Raw genomic sequence first — 23,305 nt, 5'->3', positions numbered from 1 at the left:
GACCAATTTATTGCAACCGCAGTAGGACAGCCTTAAGTCCGACAGGCTGCTAGGAAACAACGTCAGCGGGAGTCAGCAACATGACTATAACAAGACAGCCAACAATGACATTGGGACGTTTTTTCGAGAGGCTTTCTACCGTTGAAATACCACTCCACACCAACACTACAATCGCTAATGGAACTTCAAAAGCCACGCCGAAGGCAAAGAACAATTTCACTATAAATTGGAGGTATCGATTGATATCCGTCATCACCGTCACCGATTCGAGTCCGACGGTACTTAAGAAAGAGAAGCTAATCGGGAAGACTACATAATAAGCAAAGGCCAGCCCCGGATAAATATCCTTGAAAAATAGAAGAGTCCCTGAAACACTAGCACAGCTACGAAACTGCGAAGCAAACGACACCTTAGCTCAACAAGATACTGAACCAGAGGCTGTTCCTTGAAGACTCCATTTTTGCTCATGCACCCTTGTTTGTTTTCTCTTCAGTTTCTTCTTTTGCTTTGTCTGTAGTGCCATCAGGATTTTTTTCACCAGGATCTTTATCTTTCTCACCAAGATCAAAGGACTTGTTTAATGTCTCTAATGGCTCCTTGATCGACTCAGTCATTTGAGAGCGTGTCTTTTCCAACTCTTTCATAACCTGTTCGTTATGAATTTGCCTTTTGATGCCATCGACATCCAGCTCTCTCTCCAGTTCGTCCTTGGCAGACTGAAAGCTGCGTTTTATCTTGCTGATCCAGTAGGCCGTGGTTCGAATGGCACCGGGCAGCCTCTCAGGCCCCAATACGACCAGAGCGATCACAGCAATAAGAAGCAGCTCTGTGAAACCGATGTCGAACACTTTATCTCCAGAGATATCTCAAAACATTTTCAGCTCACGGCTGTTTTCAGCTCACGGCTGTTTTTTCAGCTCACGACTGCCTGAACGTAAAGCTGTTTACCCTGACTCCCGATACACGGGAGAAGAAAACTGTACTGCAACCTGCCTCAGGATTTACGCTGACTCTCTTCGGGCTCTTTGTTCTGATGATGGCTCCCGGACGGTTGGGACTTCTGCTCTTCATCAGAAGAGATAGCTTTTTTGAATCCCTTGACAGCACTGCCCAGATCACCACCCAGGCCTTTCAGTTTCTTAGTACCAAACAGCATCACCACAATCAGCAGGATGATGAGCAACTGCCAGATACTGATTCCACCAAATCCCATAATCCACCTTCCTTTCAGACTAACCAGGGAAAGTCAGCCCCCAATGCCAACGCTACCCCGGAAGCATTAACCGCTGCACTCTCATGAATGCGGCTGTACGATTGATATATTCTACCGGATATCCCGCTTCCCTTCACTCAAGCGTCTCGAGAGGCCTTTTCTTCGATGCCTGACAAACCAAAGCGTCGCTCCAGCTCTTTGAGAACTTCTTTGTGGCTCAGCCCCAGATGAGACAGCATGACCATAGTATGAAACCAGAGGTCTGCTGTTTCATAAACCACATCATCAAGACTGCCACCCAACTCTGCTGCTTTCGCTGCGATCAGGGTTTCTGCCGACTCTTCACCGACTTTTTTCAGGATCTTGTCCATACCCGCATCATGCAAACTGGCTACATAGGAGCTGTCCGGGCTGGCCCGACGGCGTTCTTCCAGCACAGCTTCCAGCTTCTCCAAGATGCTATCCATTATCGCTGTTTCCACTCTTGTCTTCACCGTAGATGGCACCAGGGCTTTTCAGGACTTCATCCGTAGTTAACCATTGACCGCCTTCGCTCAACCTACGATAAAAGCAGGATTCCCGACCTGTGTGGCAGGCTATTCCGCCAAGCTGCTCTACCACTAGCAGAACAGAGTCGCCATCACAATCCAGCCTTAATTCATGCAGTTTCTGCACATGGCCGGATGACTCACCTTTACGCCAGAGTTTGCCACGGGAACGTGACCAGTATATCGCCTGCTGCTCTTCAGCGGTCAGAGCCAGTGCTTCCCGATTCATCCAGGCCTGCATCAGTACCCTGCCAGTTTGATGATCCTGGGCTGTCGCTGCCACCAGACCATCACTGTTCCAGCGAACGTCATCCAACCAACTCATGCTACTCATCTCCACTCCTATCGAGTCAGGAGCCATACTCCGACTCCTCCCATTAACACTCCCTGCCAGGGGATCTGCGCAGACCATTCAGGGAACACCAGAACAGCAGCAGCTCCTGCAACCAATACCCTACCCAGCCACTTCATTTTGCTGGATTGCTGACCTGCCCGGCTATGCATGTCCATCAGCTTTTGCTGATGCTCTGAAATTTGTTTGACACTGTGCAAAGCATTTCTGGCCATATTAGGCGCACTCAGCAGCCAGTCGGGAGCATTATCACGCACTGAACGGCCGATTTCGCATGGACTGACCTGATCTTTCATCCACTTCTCAAGGAAAGGCTGTGCGGTATTCCACAGATCAAGCTCCGGATATAGTTGCCGTCCCAGCCCTTCGACGTTGAGCAGCGTTTTTTCCAACAGAACCAGCTGGGGCTGAACTTCCATTTCAAACCTTCGTGCCACCTGAAACAATCTGACCAAGAGATGCCCAAAAGAAATATCTTTCAAGGGTCGTTCAAATATAGGCTCACAGACCGTACGAATAGAGGCTTCAAGTTCGCCGACTACGGTATGGGAAGGAACCCAGCCTGAATCCACGTGCAGTTGGGCGACCTTACGATAATCCCGTTTGAAAAAAGCCAGCAGGTTACAGGCCAGATAATACTGATCTTCCGGTTCCAGGGTACCGACGATACCACAGTCAATGCCGATGTATTTGGGCTCAGATGGGTTAGATATATCGACAAAAATATTACCCGGATGCATGTCGGCATGGAAAAACCGGTCGCGGAAAACCTGAGTAAAGAAGATCTCGACGCCTCTTTCCGCCAGTTTTTTCATATCGGTGCCACTGGCCTTCAGGGTTTCCGTATCAGCAACGGGCACACCATAAATTCTCTCCATTACCATAACCGAAGGCTTGCAATAATCCCAGTAAACCTGAGGAATAAACAGCAACGGTGAATCAATAAAATTTCTGCGCAAAAGGGAGCTGTTGGCTGCTTCCCGCAACAGGTCCAGCTCATCAAGAATGGTTTTCTCGTAATCCCTGACCACTTCTATTGGCCTGAGCCTTCTGGCCTCTCTTACAAGAATGACCAACAGACGACTAAAGCCGTACATAAGCCGGATATCCTTGCGGATCACCTTCTCTATGCCGGGCCGTATCACTTTTACTACCACCTCTTCTCCAGTGTGCAGTCGTGCAGTGTGCACCTGGGCTATGGAAGCAGACGCCATGGGTTCATGATCAAAGCGGTTAAACCGTTTTGAAACCGGGGCATTTAGGCTTTTCTCAATGATGGCAACGGCATCTGTCGCAGGAAAAGGCGCCACTTGATCCTGCAATCGGGCCAATTCATCACTGATATCGTCTGGCAAAAGATCGCGGCGGGTGGATAAAATCTGGCCGAACTTGATGAAGATAGGCCCGAGGGATTCAAGCCCTTTTCTCAATCGGATGGCTCTGGGTTCATTATTTTTGATGAAATACCGCCAGGGAAAGAGGCGCATCAGCACTCTGGCGGGAAAAGGCAGACGGTCGATCTCGATCAGATCATCCAGCCTGTAACGGGCAATAGCCCCAACAATTTTTATTAAACGGGTTAACTGCAGCACCCTATTCTCCCGCGATACTTTTGTTTGCTCAACCCGCTTGTTTGCTCAACTTGCTCAGGGCTGTCTTTCACTCATGGCTGCTTACCAGCTTACCCATCAAGATTTGTTCAAACGCCTGCCCAAGTCTTCAACGGCTTCACTGAGAACAGTCACCTCATGACTGAAAGCGCTGATTTCGGGCTCTGAGGGCACCAGCTCCAGCTCATCCTGAAGATAAGTTGCCCCATGATCAGGAAGCCTTTCGCCAAAACCCGCAAACGTCGAGGTGATGAAACGCAGTCCCTCAGCCAGTGAATGTCCTGCTACCGGGCCCAGTCGCTCACATATCAGGCTTTCCCAGTCGAGCTCCATCTTTCGATGAGTGGATTCCAATTTTTCCAAAACATTCTGCTCACCAGAGACGTTTAGCTCCCTGACCCCTTGCCATGAAGAGCCTCGATCAACTGCAAGCGTTATAAAACTGCTCAACGGCCCCTGCAGAGTGGCATCTACAGATCCCTCATGCCAGCCAGCACACCGAACTCCAAAGGCGTCCAGAAAAACATAGCAGTTAAAATCAGGCTGAAGACAAATGAAACGAACAACTCTGCCATCCAGAGACTTCAGGGCCTCGGCTGTGACTGGATCCAGCTTCAACAGCTGATTAATCCGGGTCTCCAGAAGCGCCAAAAATGCCGTCTTCATGATAATCAGGGTTTGATGCCTTTATGCAGGGCAACAATGCCTCCGGTCATGTTGTGGTAGGTGTTATTCACAAAACCGGCTTCTTTCATCATCGCTTTCAGCGTTTCCTGATCCGGGTGCTTGCGAATACTCTCGGCCAGATAACGATAACTCTCTGAGTCGCCCGCCACCAGCTTGCCCATGAACGGCAACAGGGAGAAAGAATAGGCGTCATAGGCTTTGGTCAGCAGAGGGTTGTTGGTCTTTGAGAACTCCAGAACCAGGAGACGCCCGCCTGGCTTCAGGACCCGGCACATAGAACGCAGTGCTTCGTCCTTATCGGTCACATTTCGCAGGCCAAAGGCGATGGTTATGCAGTCGAACGTGTTTTCCGGGAAGGGCAGGCATTCAGCATTGGCCTGAACATACTCAACATTCCCAACAATGCCCTGATCAATCAGGCGATCACGCCCAACTCTGAGCATGGACTCATTGATATCAGCAAGAACCACTCTCCCCGTATCACCCACCAGACGGGAAAACTGTTTTGTGAGGTCGCCGGTACCACCAGCAATATCCAGAACATGATGACCTTTACGGACCGCAGAAAGCTCTACCGTAAAACGCTTCCAGATCCGGTGAACACCCATCGACATCAGGTCATTCATCATGTCATAGCTGTCAGCCACTGAGTGAAAAACACCCGCCACCAGCTTCTCTTTATCGTCAGGATTGACATCTTTGTAACCAAAGTGCGTCTTGTCCTGATCTCTTACCTTCTCAGTCATCCAGATCTCCACCCCAGCACCAGAAAAGAGTTGGAACCCTGTGTTTCGATTTCCGGGCACTGGCAAGTATTCGGGAAAAATTGCAGGCTATTGTAATGGGTAATGACAAATAGGTAAATTTGCCCGCATACCGCACTGTTCCGCAGCGATCTCAACCAGTTGCATTTTCATCACAAGACTTTCAGCGTTTTCTGACGACAACACTGCCAATCGAGTAGCCCGCTCCAAAAGAACAGATAACACCAAAGCTGCCAGTTTCCAGATCTGCTGAGTGTTTATGGAAAGCAATGATTGATCCGGCAGAACTGGTATTGGCGTACTCATCCAGAATAACCGGCGCCTCTTCAGAAGTCGCTTCACGACCCAGTATTTTTCGTGAAATCAGCTGGTTCATGCTCAGGTTCGCCTGATGCAGCCAGAGGCGAGAGAGTTCTTCAGACGCTAGCCTTAGCTCATCCAGATGACTTGAAATGATCTCTGCCACTTTGGGACAGACTTCCTTGAAAACCTTGCGGCCATTCTGCACAAAAAGCTTATCGGGTTGCCCTACGCCAGACTCATCAGCGCGATTCAGGAATCCAAAATTATTACGGATATTGTTGGAAAACTGAGTCCAGGCTCTGGTACCCAGTATTTCAAAACCATTCTCATTCCTGGCAACACTGTCGGCTTCAACAACAACGGCCGTAGAGGCATCTCCGAAAATAAAGTGACTGTCACGATCGCGAAAATTCAAATGACCGGAAGTGATCTCGGGACTGATCACCAGAACCCTATGCGCGTGACCGGAAAGAATGGCATCCGTGGCCGCTTTGATCCCAAACGTTGCAGAAGAACAAGCAACATTCATATCGTAGGCATAGCCAGACGCTCCCAAATAATATTGCACTTCAACAGCGACGGCAGGATAAGCCCTTTGCAAGTTGGAACAAGCAACAATAACCAGATCCACCTCTTCTGGTCTAACTTTGGCCTGGAAAAGCGCATCTCTGGCAGCATGTAATGCCATTTCACACTGAACGGAGATTTCCTCGTTATCCCGCTCGGGTAGCAGGGGTACCATACGGTCAGGATCAAGAACGCCTTCCCGATTCATGACATAACGGCTTTTAATGCCCGACGCTTTTTCTATGAACGCACTACTGCTCATCGGCAGAGGTTCCCTTTCACCAGCAGCGATTGCCTGCTGGTGTTTATCGTTCTCTTTTTGAGCCCAGGTGTTATAGCTCGCGACCAGTTCATCATTACTGATGGAGCTGGCCGGGGTGTAAAGCCCCGTTCCTGTGATAATTGCAGCGACAGCCATGCTTGTTCCGATCACCTTATCTAAGTGTGCTCCGTGATCCTATATCATGCACCATGGTAATAAAACCTTAAAATTTCACCTCACACCATTGTACGACAGCTCACCGGAGGCTGACCGAGTATAGACAGTCATTCGCAGAAAGCACTCCCGGGGTCTTGGATGCTTGCTGCAGGGTGAGAGAGATTTCAGGAACCCAATTGACGGTTGTGTCTCAAATATACGAACCTAAACTGCAGTAGAACAGATACACGGGTCGTGTGTGGATAAAAACGCAGTAGTCATTACGCAGGTTGATCCTGAACTGCAGACTCTGACCAACATGTCAGCAAAAAAGCCCCGAATAAAGAGCGGTCGTCCTTCATCATAGACTTTGCGTGCAGTAAAGAGACTGAAGTTTTTTTGATCAGAGAGCTTTTCCTATGAATGAGGCACAGGCTCTTGCGTTTGATAAAACTGCCGAATCACCTGTTCCGAAGGATAGCAGGCTCAGACAACTCCTGTTAGAGCCTGCTCCGTGAGGAATAATGGTTTCCGGTTCAATTAACCGGTGTTACGCATACCTGCAGCAATACCTGCAACGGTGATCATCAAAGCCTGCTCAAGGTTTTCACAAACCTCCCCTTCCTCTGTATGTCTTACCCGGTAGAGTAACTCTGCCTGAAGAACGTTCAGAGGGTCAGTATAAGGATTACGTAAAGCGATGGCCTGTTTGTTCTGAGGATGGTTAGACATCAACTCTTCACCGCCTTTGAGCTCCAGCAGTGCCTGAACTGCAGTTTCCAGTTGCTCTCGCAGGCTTTCTCCCAAATGCTGTAGCTCGGCGGGTACCAGACGCTCCTCGTAGTATTCAGCCAGATTAGAATCGGTCTTCATAAAGACCATCTCCAGCATTTCCAGTCGTGCCTTGAAGAACGGCCACTGACTGATCATCTCTTCCAGAGTGTCTCTCTGACCATTTTCAAGGGCATTTTTCAGGGCAGCACCACATCCAAGCCAGGTGGGCAGCATGAGACGAATCTGGGTCCAGGCGAATATCCATGGAATCGCCCGCAAACTTTCCACGCCACCATTAGGCTTGCGCTTTGCAGGTCTGGAGCCCAGCGGAAGCTTGGCCAGTTCCTGTTCTGGCGTCACAGCACGAAAGTAGGGAACAAAATCAGGCTCATCCCGAACCATGCCCCGGTAAATTTGCAGGGAATCCCTGGCCAGCTGATCCATCATATCTCGCCAGCTTTGTTTTGGTTCTGGTGGCGGCAACAGGCTTGCTTCGAGGGTAGCGCTGGCATAAAGCATCAGACTATTAATGGCGACGTCAGGGAAACCAAACTTGAAACGGATCATCTCTCCTTGTTCAGTGACCCGCAGATTATTGTTCACAGAGCCCGGTGGCTGGGAAAGAATCGCCGCATGGGCAGGGCCACCGCCGCGACCGATGGTGCCGCCACGACCGTGAAACAACGTCAGCTCAACATTATTTTCACGACAAACTTCCGTCACCTCTTCCATAGCCCGATACTGAGCCCAGGCTGCAGCCATCCAGCCAGCATCTTTGGCAGAGTCGGAATAACCGATCATGACCATCTGCCCCCCATGACAATAGCCACGATACCAGGGCAATGACAGCAGAGAGCTAATGCACTCACTGGCACCATCCAGAGCATCCAGTGTTTCAAACAGGGGAGCAATCGGCATCGCAAAGTCAACGCCACACTCCTTCAGCAATAGTGCTACAGACAATACATCGGACGGCTTGTAGGCCATGGAAATGACGTAGGCCCCCAATGCCTGCTGACCTTCTCTGGCAATAGCACGACAGGTGGCAATGACTTCAGCGACCTCTTCGGAAGGCTCCCATTCTACCGGAATCATGGGCCTGGGATTCTGAAGCTCTTTTAGCAGAAAGGTCTGCTTTTCCTGCTCGTCCCAGCTCTGGTAATCTCCAATCCCGAGAGCCCTGGTTAACTCACTGACCGTCCGGGTATGCCTGCTCGCCTCCTGACGAATATCCAGACGTATCAGGGTGAGACCAAAGCTGTGAGCACGACGAATCATGTCCAACAGCGGACCATCGGCGATGACCCCAAGACCCACTTTATGCAACGAGTGATAGCAGAGCTCCAGAGGCTCAACAAGATCTTTATGCTCAAGAAGCACTTCAGAAGAACGGGGTTTATCGGCCAGTGAATATTCACACCAGCTTCGGGCCTCTCTGAGACGTTCCCTGAGTTGCCTGAGAATCACCCGGTAGGGCTCTCGACATTCCCCCAGTTTCTGCTTCATTTCTTCACTGCACTCTGTCATGGAGAGTTCTCCAATAAGAGGCTTCAGATCCCTGAGGTACAAATCCGCAGCCATCCAGCGGCTCAACAAGAGCACTTCCTGAGTCACCTCAGCGGTGACGAATGGATTCCCATCCCGATCCCCTCCCATCCAGGAAGAAAAACGCACCGGCACAGCATCCAGTGGCAGACCTATGTCCGTGTGTTCCCTGAGCCGCTCGTCTATGGCACGAACAAAATCAGGAACCGCATTCCACAGAGAGTGCTCGATGGTAGCAAACCCACCCTTGGCCTCATCAACAGGCGATGGCCGCTTCATCCTGAACTCGTAAGTGTGCCAGGCCTGAGCAATCAACTGACGAAGCCGGTCTTCATGGCGGGCCCGTTCCCTGAAGCTCAAACGGCTGCTTTCCAGCTTGCTAAGGCACTCAAAAATTGATTCATGTTTCTGGATCAGGGTTCTGCGGGAAACTTCGGTGGGGTGAGCGGTCAACACCAGCTCCATATCCAGACTGGCAACACTGTCAGCGATCTGCTCTTGACTGAAACCCTGATTTCTCAGCCTGGCCATCAGCTCATCGAAGTGATCCGGGACACAGAACGTTTCGCCATGGCTGACGGCAATGCTGTCATATTGCTCGGCCAGATTAGCCAAATTGAGAAAATGACTAAACGCTCGTGTGACGGGCACCAGATCGTCATCGGAAAGGTTTTTCAATTGATCCAGCAAAACATCCCTATCATCCTCACTGCCTGCTCTTGCAGCCTTGGAAAGCTGACGAATACTTTCAATACGATTGAAAAAATCCTCGCCATGATGCTCTTTAATCGTTTGACCCAACAGTGTTCCCAGCAGGTTCACGTTGCGACGCAAATTCGCCTTGCTGTCTGTCATAGATTTAACTTCCCGGGGTTTTACCGTGAAATTTCTTTCACTCTGGCACTTTGTTCATGGCTTAAAGGCACGCTCACCTTAATTCTGATGGAGGGAATACCAGCAACTTTTTGAACGAAAGCACCGTTTATCCCTCATTTTGATGACGTACAACTTCGAGAATCACTGAGCCTATACCATAAAAACCGAATAAAAAAGCTTTCACAAACACTCACTAAGACAAACAAACAAATACAGGACACAAAAAACAGGGACATATCCGATTAAAGAAGGATTTTGGAGATACAATCAACCTCGCAAGCCCAAGAGGGTTTTCGCAGAATCTGACGTATCCCCATAGATCTTGTAATATGTTAATTTGATGATTAATGAAGCAAGATTTCTCGCTGTTACGAGGTATCGACATGAACGAAAAAGACCCCTTTGAGTGCACCACCTGCAATACTGTAGAGGTTGGTACCCTGATCCGCGACGATGATACTTGGGTTACCCTGGAGATTCGTGGCGACAAGGCAATTTCAGCCCGGGACAAGTTCAGGAAAATTGAACAGCGAGCTCTGTCAGTAGGATCAGGCAACTGCAAGGTGCAGTCGGAAACCAGTCAGGAAAACGGCATCACCGTCATCAAGGCGATGCTGGACTTTGACTGCACGGCAGAAAAGCTAATCTTTCAAATGTCCCTGCATAACAGCTCCCAATAAAACGAATTGCATTCAATCAACATTTATGCCCCTGACGCCGAGCTGTCTTTCTGGCCAGAAGTGATCACACCAAAAGACTGTGAATTTTACTACCAGCAGCTTCTATCCGGGACCCGGTGGCGTCAGGATAAGATCACGCTTTTTGGAAAAGCATTCGATTTACCCCGTTTACAGGCATGGTATGGCGATAAAGGCATGACCTATAGCTACTCTGGCCTGACGCTGGTTCCAGAGCCATGGACACCAGTACTACTGGCAATCAAAGAAGTGGTCGAGCAAGCCTGTCGCTCATCATTCAACACAGTGCTGCTCAATCTGTATCGTGATGGTAATGACAGTAATGGCTGGCATTCCGACGATGAAGCGGAGCTGGGCGAACACCCCGTTATTGCATCAATGAGCCTGGGTCAGGAAAGACTCTTTCGACTGAAACACAAAGAGGGCAAGTCCAGAGGTATAAGTCCTTTGTCGATAAATTTATCTCCTGGCTCACTGCTGGTGATGTCAGGCTCAACCCAGCGCTACTGGCAGCATTGTATTCCCAAAACATCCGGAACCGTTTTGCCCCGTATTAATCTGACTTTCAGGAATGTCATGCATGGCCCGAGCCCAGTGCCAGCGCTGTGAGCGTCCTTTGCAATTCTGCATCTGCCAGGATCTACAGCTTGAGCAGGCCTGCTGTGAACTATTGATCCTGCAGCATCCTGATGAGGTCAAACATCCGCTGAATACCGCCCGGATTCTCAAACTGGGCATTAAGAACTGCAAGATTCTCGTGGGTGAGGACTTCAATGAAAACCCACACCTCAAGATCCTTTTAGAAAACAAAAAAGGCTGTTTACTTTTTCCGGGCGACGGGGCTCTTCAATCGTCTGAATATCAGAAAATCCACGGCCTGCCTGATGTTTGCATTCTGCTGGATGGTACCTGGAGAAAAGCCAGAAAGATACTTCACCTCAATCCCCAGCTTCAATCTCTACCGTGGATATCCCTGTCAGAAAACCTGGAATCCAGCTACCGAATCCGCAAAACACCCCATCAGTCAGCTCTGTCCACTGTCGAAGCCGCGGTATGCCTTATGCGAGTTTTTTCAGGAGACCCAAGGGTTCACCAAAACTGTCTGGACAGCTTCCGGACAATGATTGACCGGCAGATCGAAGCCATGGGTCGAGATGTCTACGAAAAAAATTATAGAAACCGATCAAAATGAACTACTTTCAATAAGCATTGTGATCACTTGAGTCACAATCAACGCCTCAGTCAGGTTACTCATTGGTTGCGCTTTCTTTTGCAGCAAACGAACAGCAGATAGTCAGAGATTTTTTCCACTGTATTTGTGCAATGAATGAATTGGCCGAAACAATAAAGAGTAAAGGAACAAAAGTCCTTTGTATCCTTGGACGTTTTCACGGTAATCAGACACAGAGTTCAGAATAATAATGACCGACGCCTCCCTAAAATCTTCTTCCCGCTGGTTCTGGGTGTCACTCCTGATACTGATTGCGGTTCTGATCCGGCTGCTCTCCCTCGGCCTGTACCCTCTGATGGACACCTCAGAAGCCCGCTACGGTGAGATCGTCAGGCTGATGGTAGAGACTAACGACTGGGTCATTCCGTATTTTGATTATGGTATCCCGTTTCTGGGTAAACCGCCGTTGTTTATCTGGCTTTCAGCCGTAAGCTTCAAGTTATTTGGCATCAATGAATTTGCCGCCCGCTTACCCTCCCTGATTTGTAGTTTGGGTATTCTGGCACTGGTCTGGAAGCTGGCCCACTTTCAAATGGGGAAACAACAGGCAAAAATTACAGTACTGTTCCTGATCACTTCTGCTACGTTTCTGGTTCTTTCGGGAGCTCTTCTGGCCGACCCGGTCATGACCCTGACGATCACTCTTATCCTCTGCAGCTTCTGGATGGGCTGGCACTATCAAGACGAATCTATGGCACTGCGGTGGCAATATCTGTTTTTTGCGGGTTGCGGTCTGGCATTTTTGGCCAAGGGGCTCGCTGCTGTGGTTCTGGCGGGCGGTCCGATTTTCTTATGGTGCCTTCCAAAAGCTCGATTGATAACGCTGTGGCACACATTCCCCTGGATCAAAGGCACTGTTCTGGCGGCCGCCATTGCCCTTCCCTGGTATATTAGTGCAGAGATACGCAACCCCGGCCTTCTGGAGTACATGTTTATTGGCGAACATTTTTCCCGCTATCTGGATTCCGGCTGGCAGGGTGATGAATACGGCAATGCCCATGTTCATATGCTGGGGGCCATCTGGGGTTACTTGCTGGCAGGAGGCTTTCCCTGGACATTCGTGTTACTGGGAGTCGTCATTACCCAACTCTGGAAATTCTGGCAAACGAAGCCCACCCTCCAGTTGCAGGAATGGGATTACTTCCTGCTCTGCTGGCTGCTCTTTCTGCCTCTTTTTTTCACCTTCACCGCCAATCTGATCTGGACTTACACGCTGCCTGTGATGCCTGCTCTGGCACTGATTATTGCAAGACTGTTTGGGGAGCGTTGGCCTAGCCATTCCGGGAAGCTTATTGCCCTGGCGACCCTGACACCTCTGTTGATGATTATCACTACCATTGTCATGATGAACGACGGTGGTAAAAAATCTCAAAAGTACCTGGTCGCCGGCATGATGACTCACCCGGCTGAGCAGCCCGGTCATCTTATTTACTTCATGAAACGCCCCTTCTCGGCTCGCTTTTATTCCCAGGGCCAGGCCCTCTTAGCCTTTGATGAAGAGGAGATCCTCGATCAATTACACAAGAATCGCAGAGACTTTCTGGCCACTCGTGACGGCAACATTAATATGCTGTCGGACCCACTGAGAGAACGCTTCGAAAAAGTGTCCGAATATAGAAACTGGACCCTCTGGGTTGAGAAAGAATAATGCCTTCTGAAAAGTGCACAACTACTTCCATTTGATATTGCAGCCAACACTGGGACTTTGATTCTCTGATACACGCTCTCCCGCCAGCACAGCGTCCATAGCGGACCTCAAATCCCTCCCGGTCACAGGCTTGTCATTACCGGGACGCGAGGCATCAAACTGACCTCGATAGACACACTTCAATTCGACATCGAAGAGAAAAAAATCAGGCGTACAGGCTGCATCATAAGCTTTCGCCACTGACTGACTTTCATCATAGAGATAGGGGAACGGGTAAGATTTTAATGCCATATTTTCAGGAGCATCATCAGGATAGCTTTCAGCATCGTTAGCACTGATAGCCACTATGCCAAGATCTCGATCGGCATAATCCTTGCCCAACTGCACCAGTGCATCTTCAATGTGAATCACATAGGGACAGTGGTTACAGATAAACATCACCAAAACGCCTTTCTCTTTACTCACTTCCTGCAGTGAAACCGACTGCCCGGATGAAGGTTCAGGCAATTCAAAATCAGGGGCAGACGAGCCCAGTGCCACCATATTCGAAGGGGTCAGAGCCATTGGGGTATTCTCCAGCTTGTATCCCACAATGCATGCTAATCCGTTGTGGGAGAGTTGTCGGGAACAGAAAGTTACTGCTACATTGGAAGTTCCCAAGTCAATTATTTTCATTTATGGGTAGGCACACCTCTTTTAATAAAGACAAGGCGCTGAATAACGCACTCGCTCTCTTTTGGTCCCGAGGATTCTCGGCGTCTTCTCTAAGACAGTTAGAAGAAGCCACCGATCTGCACCCGGGTAGCCTTTATCATCATTTCAAAAACAAAGAAGGCTTATACCTGCACGTCTTACGGTATTACATTGAACACTACCTACAGTTGAGAATCCAAAAGTATCTTGGTTCGGGCCCTCCGCTAGAAGGTTTACGCCGATTTCTGACAGCTGGCTATCGACATCCCCAAGACATGCAGTACCAGAACTGCTGCTTTCTAGCCTGCACCAGCACAGAACTTCACCTGTTGCCAGATGAGGCCACAAAGCTGGTCAGACAGGCTGTCAATACGATTCAGCAAGCATTATTGACCCAGGTACTCAAGGGAACGGAAAAGAACCTCATCGCCCCCAGTTTGAGCAGCACGGATGCTGCAAGGGAACTCACCAGCTTTTTTCTCGGCCTTCAGTTAATGGCCAGAATCAGTCCCAATCAGCATCAATTAGATCTACTGGTCAAGCAAAGCCTTGGGCATATTCTGAACCCTAAAACATGATCGGGAAGGAAGGTACCATGAAAAGGGTTGTCTGCAATATGTCCAAGGACTTATGCCCGGTTAAACGCACCAGAACTCCAGCCCCTCTTATTCTGGTGCAAGTTGGTGCAAACTTTCTCAGACGGATCGCTGAATAGCCCCAACAGAAGATGACGACTGGCAATAGAACAAAGCAAGAGCGAGAGCAGCGGACAGCTCACCCTGAAAAAGCACCTGAAGCACCAAGCTTCAGGTGCTCTTGCTATGAAAGTTTAATCATACAAGTCGTCATCTTCAGGCTCTTCAAAGAGGCTTAATGCTCCAGATGGCGCTGATGCAGGGGGGGTATCCTGAAAACGGAATGGTGTCCCGGTTTGGCTTGACCGCAAGTGAAACGTTTCATATCGGTGAATATCTGATTCCCCAACGCTGCGCCTCGCCGTGCTCATGGCATGCTCAAAATGGCTGCGCGTCAACATGTAACTATCAAGAGATTCTTCAACATCCATTGCCTCACCTTGAGCTTCCTGCAGGTTACGCGTTCTGCCAATGTACTCCCTGACTGCCTGTTGTATTGCTGTCTGGCAGATTTCGTTAATATCAGCTCCAGAGAAACCTTTGGTTTTAGCAGCTAGCTGCCTTAAATCAACATTATCCTCTACCGGTGTATTACGCAGGACAGCTTCGAAGATATGCAATCGGCCTGCAAGATCTGGCAGTGGAATGTAGATGTGCTTGTCGAAACGACCCGGTCTCATAAGAGCTCTGTCAAGAATGTCTGGTCGATTGGTGGCGGCGATGATGTAAATGTTATTCCGTTCAGCTATACCATCAATTTCGATTAACAGCTGATTCAGGACGCGATCGCTTGCGCCACCAGCGTCACCCATTGATGCCCCTCTGGAGGACGCTAAAGAATCAATTTCATCAAAAAACAGGATGCACGGTGCTGCCTGTCTGGCTTTGTCAAAAAGCTCACGAACATTGTGCTCTGATTCACCAAACCACATAGTCAACAACTCTGGCCCTTTTATGGCAATGAAGTTAGCCTGGCAATCGTTGGCCAGGGCTTTGGCCAACTGTGTTTTGCCACAACCGGGGGGGCCATACAGAAGCACACCCCGTGACGGTTTCTGACCAAAATGCTTGAGCAGCTCGGGCCATTCAAGGGGATAGCGAACCATTTCCAGCAATGTCTTTTTGACATCCATCATGCCACCGATGTCTGCCCAGGTCACAGCGGGTATCTCGACAAAGGTTTCTCTGAGCGCTGATGGGTTGGAGGAACGGAGAGCCTGATCAAAATGGGCCTGAGTGATTTCCAGACTATCCAAAAATCTGGCATCAATATTCTGCTCATCATCCAGAGTAGTTATATCTATTTTTTCCCTTATACAGATCATGGCGGCATCACTAATAAGCTGTGCGATGTCAGCGCCGGTGAACCCATGGCAGGTTTTTGCGATCTTTTCCAAATCCACATCATCGGACAGTTTTTTGTCCCTGGTATGAACCTGAAGGATTTCCAGGCGACCGGTTTGGTCAGGAACGCCGATGTGGATTTCTTTATCAAACCGGCCAAATCGGCGCAGTGCCTGATCAATGGAATTAACCCTGTTGGTGGCTGCCAGAATCATAACCTGCCGTCTGGGCTGCAAACCATCCAACAAGGTAAGCAATTGGCCTACCACACGTCGCTCTACTTCACCCTGAGTTTTGTCACGCTTTGGGGCTATCGAGTCAATTTCATCGATAAAAATAATGGCAGGCCTGTTTTTTTCAGCTTCTTCGAAAGCCTTTCTCAGATTGGATTCTGACTCACCTGCCATTTTACTCATTATTTCCGGGCCATTAATGATAAAGAGGAAGGCACCGCTCTCGTTGGCAATAGCCCGGGCAATCATTGTTTTTCCATTTCCCGGTGGTCCACTCAGAAGTATTCCTCTTGGAGGACTCACATTCAGGGTATTGAAAAGTTGTGGGTAACGCAGAGGAAGCTCAACAATTTCGCGTATTGTTTGAATCTGTGGTCTAAGCCCACCAATATCATCATAACCAACTTCAGTGATTGAAAACTCATCTTCACGCTCGACGGCATGGCCCTCACAGAAAATTTGTGTGTCCGAGGCCACTATGCACCCACCTTCCGGATCTGTTTCCATCACCTGGAACTGAACGGTTCGAATTCCTGCAGTTATAGGAATGATGTCTTTTTTGGCAACGGGTCGATACGCATCACTAAAAAATGGTTTCAAAAACACCTCAAACAAGTTGCCGGTAATGCCTTCAAGGCTATCTTTTATCGGCAATATACTCACTCGTTTACCATAGGGAAGATTAGGAATGTGGGCGATTTTGACTATATCTCCCAGCCTCACTTTAAGGTTTTTCCGCATTGCACTGTGCATCCTGATCCTGCCAGATGGCTGATTCACATCCGATAAAACAATGGCTATAGACGTTTTTCGTAGTTTGCCGATTAGCTGGACGGTGTCTCCACGGAACAAGCTTGACTGATCCATATCACTCACTGAGATTGTGACTACGGAGTAATCATCATTGATAGCCTCATCAACAATAAAACGCGAGGAAGTTGCCTTACCTGCTTCGCCAGAGGTGGGTGCGGGCGAGGCGGAAAGCTCTTGTTCTGACACGCTCCCTTCGCCGGAGTCTCCCCCACCATCAGGCCGTTGACTGATGTTCTTGGGCAATTTTTTTGCTGGCGCCCCAGCTAAATGTTCAGGGGGGTCGGATGGGGGTTCCGGATCCCGTGGCATTTTCCGGATTCGCCAGTGCCATTGATGCCAACCACCTCCGGCAGGCACTCCGGGGCCGAAATACTCTGGATACAGGAATTCAAGCCACATCTGGAAATACAATGAGAGTAGCCGCCGGTATTCTTCCTCACTGATATAATGAACCTGCTTATTGTCATCCAGTCTATAAAAGACATTACCATGCTGATCAGTTGTTCTGGTGGCCACTATCTGTCTATTGGCCGCTTCCTGTGCTGGCTTCTTTTCACTCCAGGGGGGGGGGTCTTCTAATAAAGGGAAAGGGGCAATAGTTTCTGACAGGTCCAGAATCCATTCATGTCCATCATCGAACCCCCAACTCAGACAGTGTTCGTCATCGCAACTCCGGGGAGTAAGATTGTTCGTCGTTTTAGTATTCGGTGTTATGACGCCCTTTGAGCCGGGAGGCCCGGGCAGGAAGACATCATTTGGTCTGGGAACAGGGTGGGCTGGCTCCCATTGTAAACTCGTGTCAGGGACTGATATAGGGACTGGCACAACTTCTTCAGTGGCTTTTGTCCGTACCTGTTCAGGGTAAAGTTCTGACTTGCCTTTGCCGGGTAAGCGCCAAGTCCATTGACCCGGGACTCCCTGGTCAGGGGCCAGTTGAATATTCAGTTCGTTTGGCAGGGGCAGGCAGCCTGGCTTGGAGGTGGGGAGGGGATCATCAGGCTCAATACAAAAGGACGGCTCAGGCCTGGTCTCCTGGCCGATGTCAGAATAGGGAAAACGATTAAAAGAGATGTGATAGGCAAGAGGGAGTAGAAGAATGGGCAACGGAATACTGGATGGGTTGTAAGTGCCCGGGGCGGAGCCGGAATAGCCCGTCGTCACAAACGTCCCGCTCTGTCCGGACAAGGTTACGACAGGCGTTAACAGAAACGAAATGCCTAGAAATAATCTCGGCAGGGAGCGCAATTTCATATCGACGCAGTTCAGATCAGTCTTGTCTGATCGCTGAGAGACAGTTAACAAAGACAGAATAAAATAGAACATAACCTGCCACTTATATCATCCTGTAAAGAGCCTCATTGGATGGCCTTTGCCATTTGTACCAGATCTGTATAGCACCGCACTGGCGAGCATGCCACGAAGAGAGATAGCGGTAATCAACTTTCTGCAAAAACCTTCAACCTTCATCACTGGCAAATTGCAGATATTGCCGCATTGGGTGTTAAACAAGTTCTGGTGCTTAGCAGCTCAGGTCAGGCTGGCTGAGTGGTTCAGATCAACACGCCAAAACCTGAGGACAACTCCCCGTTAAAATCAGCGCTGACAGTTTTACCATTAACAGGGTGAAAACGAAGGTTTTCTTGTGTATGTTTTGCCATAGCGGGTTCCGGTTTGTTTCGTCCCAGGCTTTTTTGGTCGACCTAATCCTATGAGGCGATTGGACGGAACCTGCCTGATTTATGAAACATTCGGGTTAGACGATCACCACTGCTTGCAAGACTATTAACTTATGGCCATTCAACAAATCATTGTACACCAGCTGAAACAATCCCCTGGCAGTGACTCCCTGATTGCTATTCCGGCAACTCACAGCCTGCCCCCCACCCCGGCTCTGGAGTCGATGCTGGACGACCTGCTGCAAACCTACAACAAGAAACAGGACAAACAGTATGGTCAGTTCAACCCGGACGCCGAAAGTCCTTTCCCCGGGGAACTGGGTGATTATCTGGTAGAAAAAATGGATTTTACGGCCCTGACCCGCAATACCCTGAACCAACTTCTGGAAAAGCTCGATCAAGCAGGTGCGCTGGGTGGAGGGTACCTTCTGTTTGCTGATTACCAGCAGGGTCTGACCCGATACTTCATGCTCTGCATGTTGACCAGCAACGTCAGCATCACCGTTACAGATGACCTTTCCATTCAAGATGTAGCCTACCTGGATACGACCAGAATGCCGTTGGCCTGCCGCATTAATATCACCGAGTGGCAGGGTAACGAAAACAGCGGCCGTTACCTCTCTTTTTTGCGCCCCCGTGGTGGCCGTCGCCTGAGCGATGTATTTCAGGAAGCTCTGGGCTGCAATGAAACCAGCAACAGCAAGGAAGAGGCTGACACGCTGGTCAGTGCTGTAAAGGAGTACGCCAGAGAAGCGCCTTCCCTGGAAAATCACCGGGAAGTCAGTCGACAGGTCTATGACTTCTGCCAGACCAAAATGGATGATGGCGATGCCCTGACTCTGGATGAGCTTACCGGTTACCTGAGTGAGGCCGGCTCTGATGATTTTGCCCGTTTCGTCAACACTCGTGACTATGATATGAACCAACCCATGGCTCCAGAGAAACGCACTCTGACCAAACTGGTTAAGTACACCGGTCGCAGCAAGGGTCTTAACATTGCTTTTGATGCCGAGCTGCTCGGTACTCAGGTAGTGTACAACAAAGACCTGAATCAGCTTGTCATCAAGGAAGTTCCAGCCAAACTCAAGGAACAACTGGAAGGCAACAACTGACGTTTGAGGCGAGCTATATTTGCATGCCCTCATGAGCTCTGATAGATCTGTTAAGCGGTCTTTATTAGGCCATTCACGATCTTGTTGATGGCTGCAAATGATCTGGGTTGTCACAATCAAGTGACAACCGGGACATCCGATACATAAGGGATGACTTCACTGTTTCCGGACTCCACCATGTCTAAAGCTCATTTACTGGCCGCACTGTTTTTTCTTCTCGCTTTTATGAACCAGACTGCAGCTTCAGAGCCGCCTGTCAAAAACAATCACTTGACTCCGGAACACCTTCTGAAGCAGGAGTTATTGCTGAACCAGTTGATCGTGAATATTCACCTGCTACAGGTCGACTTTCTCAACAAGGAGGCCAGAGTGAAAATGCAGGACAATCTGGCTCTGCTGAACCAGAACATCCCTGCCTTGCCATGGCAATCCGGAGACCAGGAAACTGCAAAGTTGATCTCGTCGACCCTGGCGCTATGGCCTATCATTAGCCGACACGCCGCCTGGATGGCTGATTTACCTGCTCACTCTCGCCCCCCGGAAGCCTCTACACTGCTCTTGGCTCTGGCCAGGCTGGATAGAAAGCTACTGCTTCTGAGACAAAAAATTCTGACCCACAAACCACACAGAGGTGAAAAGCTCGGCTTTCTAGAGCAGGCACTACTCATGGAACGCCTGTCACGTCAATACCTCAGCCTGACCTTATCTGAACTAAAAGAGGACAAAAGCGCTTCAGGTCGGCTTCAGTTGCAAACCCTGGCCGGGCATTTCGAACAAAAGCTGTCAAAACTCGGTGAACAGTATGGTGGCCATGCTCATGCTGCCAAACCGATCAGACAGGCTCAGGTGACCTGGAATTTCATCAAGGCGGGATTGGAGCAATTTCCGGATAAACCGGTTCCTGAATTGATCGCTCGCTATGGCAGCACCATCGTCAGACGCCTGACTTCTGCACATAAGATGTTCTGACCTGCAAAAATACATCGGCTTCCCCCCACGGGAAGCAAACAGGAAAGCGTTCACTTTGCTCAAAAATACCCGGTACAGGGCAATACTCCTGAAGAGGATAGCTGACAGAAATCACTCTGCTCCCGGGTTTAAGAGCCAACATTCTCAGCGTCAGGCAACGAATAGTGAGATCATCCAGATTAGATGCATAGAGATAAATGACCGTGGCAGCCGAAAGATCCACCTCCAGATAATCACCCTCGATAACGTTTAGTTTGTCCAGCTTCATTCTTCGACTGACACGCTGCAGTCTCAGACAAAACGTGGGGACCTGCTCAATCGATGTCACTCGAACGCCCGCAAAAGCAGCCATCCAGAGCGAAGTAAAACCGCTGCCTGCACCCAATTCAAAAACATGATCCTGAGACGTTATTCCAGACTTTTCACAAATATCATCTAGCACCGTTAAAGGCGTTTCACCATAGAGATATAAGTCGTCTGACTTTTTTTTAATCAGGAAGCGCTTACTAACTTGAAAAGGGCTGTCCAGAAGATATCGGAGCTTCAACTCAAGAAAGGCTTTAAGGAATGTGCGCTGGGACGAATAACGACAAAATACCTTGAACAATTCAACCCATTCGAAATATTGAACTCTTAACGCCAATAAAATCAGTTTCACTCGCAGCACCCATATTCTATGCCAATCAGAACTAGATTGATCAAGAGCTTGAATCTAGTCAACATGATCAAGCAACTAACCAGCACACATGTTCAGATTATTTTGGGTATTTCTCGGTCAAATTCGGGTTTCCTATTGGCACATTGAGTGCTTAGGTAGCATACTCTAGGGAGCTGAGAATACGGAGTGGCAAATGGAAGAAACCCAGACCCGCCTGTGCCCTGAAGATCAGGCCAGGGTTGACCGCTTTATCACTACTGGAACCAATGCTAATGAGCGCAACCGTTTCAGACCTTTGAAGCTGATGTTCTGGCTGGCAGTCATCATTGTCATGCTAGGTGTTCTCAGCCGCCTGATAGGCGTCTTTGTCTTGGGTTGAGCCCGTCTGAATAGCCGTAGGGTGTGTTTTTAATCAGTTTCCCCCCTCTTTGTAACCATAAAATCAAGAGGCGAGTTGGGCATTTTAGACTGATTCAAAACACTCCTTTATAAAAATAGAGAGAATAAAGTGACTGATCAGCTGCATAAAATTGTTATTGTTGGAGGAGGTGCCGGAGGGCTGGGATTAGCTACCAGACTGGGTAAGAAACTGGGCAAGAAGAAGAAAGCCCGGATTACTCTGGTGGATGTTCGAAAGACTCATTTCTGGAAACCTCTTTTGCATGAAGTGGCCGCCGGCTCCCTGAATGCCTTTGAAGATGAGCTGAGTTATCTGGCTCAGGCAAAATGGAATCATTTTCACTTTCTGCCCGGCAGAATGTGCGGTCTGGACCGGGATAATAAAACCATTACCCTCGCCCCCATTAACGACGATAACGGAGAAGAAGTCGTTCCCGAGCGTAGCCTGGAGTACGATGACCTGGTGATCTGTTTAGGCAGCACCGCAAATGACTTTAATACCCCGGGCGCAGTGGATCACTGCCTGTTTCTGGACAACCGGGAAGAAGCGGAAAGAGTACATACTACGCTTTTGAATCACTACCTTCATGCCCAGGCTTCCCGGGAAAAATCGCCTGAGCTAAACATCGCCATCATTGGTGCCGGAGCAACCGGGGTGGAACTGGCCGCAGAACTTCACCATGCGGCCATAGAACTCGCCCGATATGGCCTGGACGCTATCCAGCCCAATAAAGTAAAGATCACTGTCATAGAAGGCAGTGACCGAATACTGCCTGCCCTGCCCGCTCGTATCAGCAGCAGTGTACACAAGCAGCTGCAAAAAATGGGGATCATGATACAAACCCGTCAGCTAGTGAGTGAGATTACTAACAAAGGCCTGAACACAAAAAGCGGTGACTTTATCGACTCCGATCTCAGTATCTGGGCGGCAGGTATCAAAGCGCCGGCCTTCCTGAAAGATATTGCAGGCCTTGAAACCAATCGAATTAACCAACTTCTGGTCAAACCCACCTTGCAATCTACTCTGGATGATCACATCTATGCACTGGGTGACTGCGCCAGTTGTACGCTGAAGGACAATAACGGCGAACCGATCACCATCCCCCCCAGAGCCCAGGCAGCCCATCAGCAAGCCGAGCTGCTGGCCAAGAGCCTCACAGGAAACGTTCTGCAGGGTCAGCCCCCCTTAACCTTTACCTACAAAGATTACGGCTCTCTGATCTCACTGAGTCGTTTCAGCGCCGTAGGTAATTTAATGGGAGCCATCACGCGCGGCGATATGATGGTGGAAGGGATGATGGCCAAGATGTTTTACATCAGTCTATACCGAATGCATCAGGTAGCGCTGTTTGGACGGCTCAGGACAGGAGCACTGATTCTGAAAGACTTTATCGGAAAAACAACACGTCCCCACTTAAAGCTGCATTAGTTCATTTTCAGAAGACAGAAAAAAAAGCCGGTTCAATGAACCGGCTTTTTTCAATGTGGTGGGTCGTGTAGGATTCGAACCTACGACCAATTGGTTAAAAGCCAACTGCT

General features: G+C 49.3%; 21 protein-coding genes and 1 pseudogene. 9 read left to right on the top strand and 13 right to left on the bottom strand.

What is annotated here, in order from left to right:
- Positions 1-52: 52 nt before the first annotated feature.
- From KDK17_RS02435 to ppc, 10 genes and pseudogenes are all read right to left on the bottom strand, one after another.
- Positions 53-373: pseudogene (locus KDK17_RS02435) on the bottom strand (twin-arginine translocase subunit TatC); the annotation flags it as partial.
- 91 nt (positions 374-464) lie between these two features.
- Positions 465-848, bottom strand: a complete 384-nt coding sequence (tatB, locus tag KDK17_RS02430) for a Sec-independent protein translocase protein TatB (RefSeq protein ID WP_257279866.1) — start codon at positions 846-848, stop codon at positions 465-467.
- 146 nt (positions 849-994) lie between these two features.
- The gene (gene tatA, locus KDK17_RS02425) at positions 995-1,213 is read right to left on the bottom strand and encodes a twin-arginine translocase TatA/TatE family subunit (protein WP_257279867.1); all 219 of its coding nucleotides are present in this window, start codon (positions 1,211-1,213) and stop codon (positions 995-997) included.
- 137 nt (positions 1,214-1,350) lie between these two features.
- A complete protein-coding gene (locus KDK17_RS02420) occupies positions 1,351-1,680 on the bottom strand; it encodes a phosphoribosyl-ATP diphosphatase (protein ID WP_257279868.1) in 330 nt (109 codons plus the stop codon).
- Positions 1,673-2,086 carry a phosphoribosyl-AMP cyclohydrolase gene (gene hisI / locus KDK17_RS02415; protein WP_306671209.1) on the bottom strand — a complete coding sequence of 138 codons (414 nt, stop codon included), beginning with the start codon at positions 2,084-2,086 and terminating at the stop codon, positions 1,673-1,675. The genes KDK17_RS02420 and hisI overlap by 8 nt, the downstream gene beginning before the upstream one ends.
- Positions 2,087-2,103: 17 nt before the next feature.
- Positions 2,104-3,705 carry a ubiquinone biosynthesis regulatory protein kinase UbiB gene (ubiB, locus tag KDK17_RS02410; RefSeq protein ID WP_257287254.1) on the bottom strand — a complete coding sequence of 534 codons (1,602 nt, stop codon included), beginning with the start codon at positions 3,703-3,705 and terminating at the stop codon, positions 2,104-2,106.
- Between the two features lie 96 nt (positions 3,706-3,801).
- The gene (locus KDK17_RS02405; RefSeq protein ID WP_257279870.1) at positions 3,802-4,389 is read right to left on the bottom strand and encodes an SCP2 domain-containing protein; all 588 of its coding nucleotides are present in this window, start codon (positions 4,387-4,389) and stop codon (positions 3,802-3,804) included.
- Between the two features lie 5 nt (positions 4,390-4,394).
- A complete protein-coding gene (ubiE, locus tag KDK17_RS02400; protein WP_257279871.1) occupies positions 4,395-5,156 on the bottom strand; it encodes a bifunctional demethylmenaquinone methyltransferase/2-methoxy-6-polyprenyl-1,4-benzoquinol methylase UbiE in 762 nt (253 codons plus the stop codon).
- Positions 5,157-5,337: 181 nt separating this feature from the next.
- Positions 5,338-6,462 carry a beta-ketoacyl-ACP synthase III gene (locus tag KDK17_RS02395; protein WP_257279872.1) on the bottom strand — a complete coding sequence of 375 codons (1,125 nt, stop codon included), beginning with the start codon at positions 6,460-6,462 and terminating at the stop codon, positions 5,338-5,340.
- A gap of 540 nt (positions 6,463-7,002) precedes the next feature.
- Positions 7,003-9,636 (bottom strand): phosphoenolpyruvate carboxylase, encoded by a 2,634-nt coding sequence (gene ppc / locus KDK17_RS02390; RefSeq protein ID WP_257275229.1) that lies wholly within the window; start codon positions 9,634-9,636, stop codon positions 7,003-7,005.
- Between the two features lie 404 nt (positions 9,637-10,040).
- Between ppc and KDK17_RS02385 the strand changes: the two genes are divergently transcribed.
- The 4 genes from KDK17_RS02385 to KDK17_RS02370 all read left to right on the top strand — a co-directional run bounded on the left by KDK17_RS02385 (position 10,041) and on the right by KDK17_RS02370 (position 13,234).
- Positions 10,041-10,337 (top strand): YfcZ/YiiS family protein, encoded by a 297-nt coding sequence (locus KDK17_RS02385; protein WP_257275228.1) that lies wholly within the window; start codon positions 10,041-10,043, stop codon positions 10,335-10,337.
- A 6-nt stretch (positions 10,338-10,343) separates the two neighbouring features.
- Complete coding sequence (locus KDK17_RS02380; protein ID WP_257287253.1) at positions 10,344-10,964, top strand: alpha-ketoglutarate-dependent dioxygenase AlkB; 621 nt, start codon at positions 10,344-10,346, stop codon at positions 10,962-10,964.
- Positions 10,936-11,547 carry a tRNA-uridine aminocarboxypropyltransferase gene (locus KDK17_RS02375; RefSeq protein WP_257287252.1) on the top strand — a complete coding sequence of 204 codons (612 nt, stop codon included), beginning with the start codon at positions 10,936-10,938 and terminating at the stop codon, positions 11,545-11,547. The genes KDK17_RS02380 and KDK17_RS02375 overlap by 29 nt, the downstream gene beginning before the upstream one ends.
- 229 nt (positions 11,548-11,776) lie before the next feature.
- On the top strand, positions 11,777-13,234 hold the full coding sequence (locus tag KDK17_RS02370) for a glycosyltransferase family 39 protein (RefSeq protein WP_257287251.1): 1,458 nt from the start codon (positions 11,777-11,779) through the stop codon (positions 13,232-13,234).
- 21 nt (positions 13,235-13,255) lie between these two features.
- On the opposite strand, the gene KDK17_RS02365 is transcribed toward KDK17_RS02370, so the two are convergent.
- A complete protein-coding gene (locus tag KDK17_RS02365) occupies positions 13,256-13,798 on the bottom strand; it encodes a thioredoxin family protein (protein ID WP_257275224.1) in 543 nt (180 codons plus the stop codon).
- Between KDK17_RS02365 and KDK17_RS02360 the strand changes: the two genes are divergently transcribed.
- Positions 13,798-14,505 (top strand): TetR/AcrR family transcriptional regulator, encoded by a 708-nt coding sequence (locus KDK17_RS02360; RefSeq protein ID WP_257287250.1) that lies wholly within the window; start codon positions 13,798-13,800, stop codon positions 14,503-14,505. The two genes, KDK17_RS02365 and KDK17_RS02360, sit on opposite strands and share 1 nt — an antisense overlap.
- Before the next feature lie 251 nt (positions 14,506-14,756).
- Here the strand turns inward: KDK17_RS02360 and KDK17_RS02355 are convergent, their stop codons facing one another.
- Positions 14,757-18,275: an AAA family ATPase gene (locus tag KDK17_RS02355; RefSeq protein ID WP_257287249.1), complete on the bottom strand. Its 3,519-nt coding sequence runs from the start codon at positions 18,273-18,275 to the stop codon at positions 14,757-14,759.
- Positions 18,276-18,741: 466 nt separating this feature from the next.
- On the opposite strand from KDK17_RS02355, the gene KDK17_RS02350 reads away from it, so the two are divergent.
- Together KDK17_RS02350 and KDK17_RS02345 are read left to right on the top strand one after the other, a co-directional pair.
- A complete protein-coding gene (locus KDK17_RS02350; protein ID WP_257253545.1) occupies positions 18,742-19,740 on the top strand; it encodes a nucleoid-associated protein in 999 nt (332 codons plus the stop codon).
- A gap of 177 nt (positions 19,741-19,917) precedes the next feature.
- Complete coding sequence (locus KDK17_RS02345; protein ID WP_257279878.1) at positions 19,918-20,709, top strand: hypothetical protein; 792 nt, start codon at positions 19,918-19,920, stop codon at positions 20,707-20,709.
- Here the strand turns inward: KDK17_RS02345 and KDK17_RS02340 are convergent.
- On the bottom strand, positions 20,675-21,367 hold the full coding sequence (locus tag KDK17_RS02340) for an rRNA adenine N-6-methyltransferase family protein (protein WP_257279879.1): 693 nt from the start codon (positions 21,365-21,367) through the stop codon (positions 20,675-20,677). The two genes, KDK17_RS02345 and KDK17_RS02340, sit on opposite strands and share 35 nt — an antisense overlap.
- A gap of 193 nt (positions 21,368-21,560) precedes the next feature.
- Here KDK17_RS02340 and KDK17_RS02335 point away from each other — a divergent pair, with 193 nt between their 5' ends.
- Positions 21,561-21,746 (top strand): DUF3094 domain-containing protein, encoded by a 186-nt coding sequence (locus KDK17_RS02335; protein ID WP_257279880.1) that lies wholly within the window; start codon positions 21,561-21,563, stop codon positions 21,744-21,746.
- Between the two features lie 129 nt (positions 21,747-21,875).
- Complete coding sequence (locus KDK17_RS02330) at positions 21,876-23,195, top strand: NAD(P)/FAD-dependent oxidoreductase (protein ID WP_257279881.1); 1,320 nt, start codon at positions 21,876-21,878, stop codon at positions 23,193-23,195.
- The last annotated feature ends 110 nt before the right edge of the window (positions 23,196-23,305 follow it).

Source organism: Endozoicomonas sp. SESOKO2, assembly GCF_024606245.1.
GTDB lineage: Bacteria > Pseudomonadota > Gammaproteobacteria > Pseudomonadales > Endozoicomonadaceae > Endozoicomonas_A.
Note: the sequence above shows the minus strand (reverse complement) of the source record. Positions and strands in the feature narration are given on the sequence as shown.

Bases quoted from the DNA above. Each gene is read 5' to 3' on its own strand.
- tatA (WP_257279867.1), bottom strand. From the start codon at position 1,213: ATGGGATTTGGTGGAATCAGTATCTGGCAGTTGCTCATCATCCTGCTG.
- KDK17_RS02370 (WP_257287251.1), top strand. From the start codon at position 11,777: ATGACCGACGCCTCCCTAAAATCTTCTTCCCGCTGGTTCTGGGTGTCA.
- KDK17_RS02375 (WP_257287252.1), top strand. From the start codon at position 10,936: ATGGCCCGAGCCCAGTGCCAGCGCTGTGAGCGTCCTTTGCAATTCTGC.
- ubiE (WP_257279871.1), bottom strand. From the start codon at position 5,156: ATGACTGAGAAGGTAAGAGATCAGGACAAGACGCACTTTGGTTACAAA.
- KDK17_RS02365 (WP_257275224.1), bottom strand. From the start codon at position 13,798: ATGGCTCTGACCCCTTCGAATATGGTGGCACTGGGCTCGTCTGCCCCT.
- KDK17_RS02350 (WP_257253545.1), top strand. From the start codon at position 18,742: ATGGCCATTCAACAAATCATTGTACACCAGCTGAAACAATCCCCTGGC.
- KDK17_RS02355 (WP_257287249.1), bottom strand. From the start codon at position 18,275: ATGTTCTATTTTATTCTGTCTTTGTTAACTGTCTCTCAGCGATCAGAC.
- KDK17_RS02395 (WP_257279872.1), bottom strand. From the start codon at position 6,462: ATGGCTGTCGCTGCAATTATCACAGGAACGGGGCTTTACACCCCGGCC.
- KDK17_RS02385 (WP_257275228.1), top strand. From the start codon at position 10,041: ATGAACGAAAAAGACCCCTTTGAGTGCACCACCTGCAATACTGTAGAG.
- KDK17_RS02345 (WP_257279878.1), top strand. From the start codon at position 19,918: ATGTCTAAAGCTCATTTACTGGCCGCACTGTTTTTTCTTCTCGCTTTT.
- hisI (WP_306671209.1), bottom strand. From the start codon at position 2,086: ATGAGTTGGTTGGATGACGTTCGCTGGAACAGTGATGGTCTGGTGGCA.
- KDK17_RS02420 (WP_257279868.1), bottom strand. From the start codon at position 1,680: ATGGATAGCATCTTGGAGAAGCTGGAAGCTGTGCTGGAAGAACGCCGT.
- ppc (WP_257275229.1), bottom strand. From the start codon at position 9,636: ATGACAGACAGCAAGGCGAATTTGCGTCGCAACGTGAACCTGCTGGGA.
- KDK17_RS02335 (WP_257279880.1), top strand. From the start codon at position 21,561: ATGGAAGAAACCCAGACCCGCCTGTGCCCTGAAGATCAGGCCAGGGTT.
- KDK17_RS02405 (WP_257279870.1), bottom strand. From the start codon at position 4,389: ATGAAGACGGCATTTTTGGCGCTTCTGGAGACCCGGATTAATCAGCTG.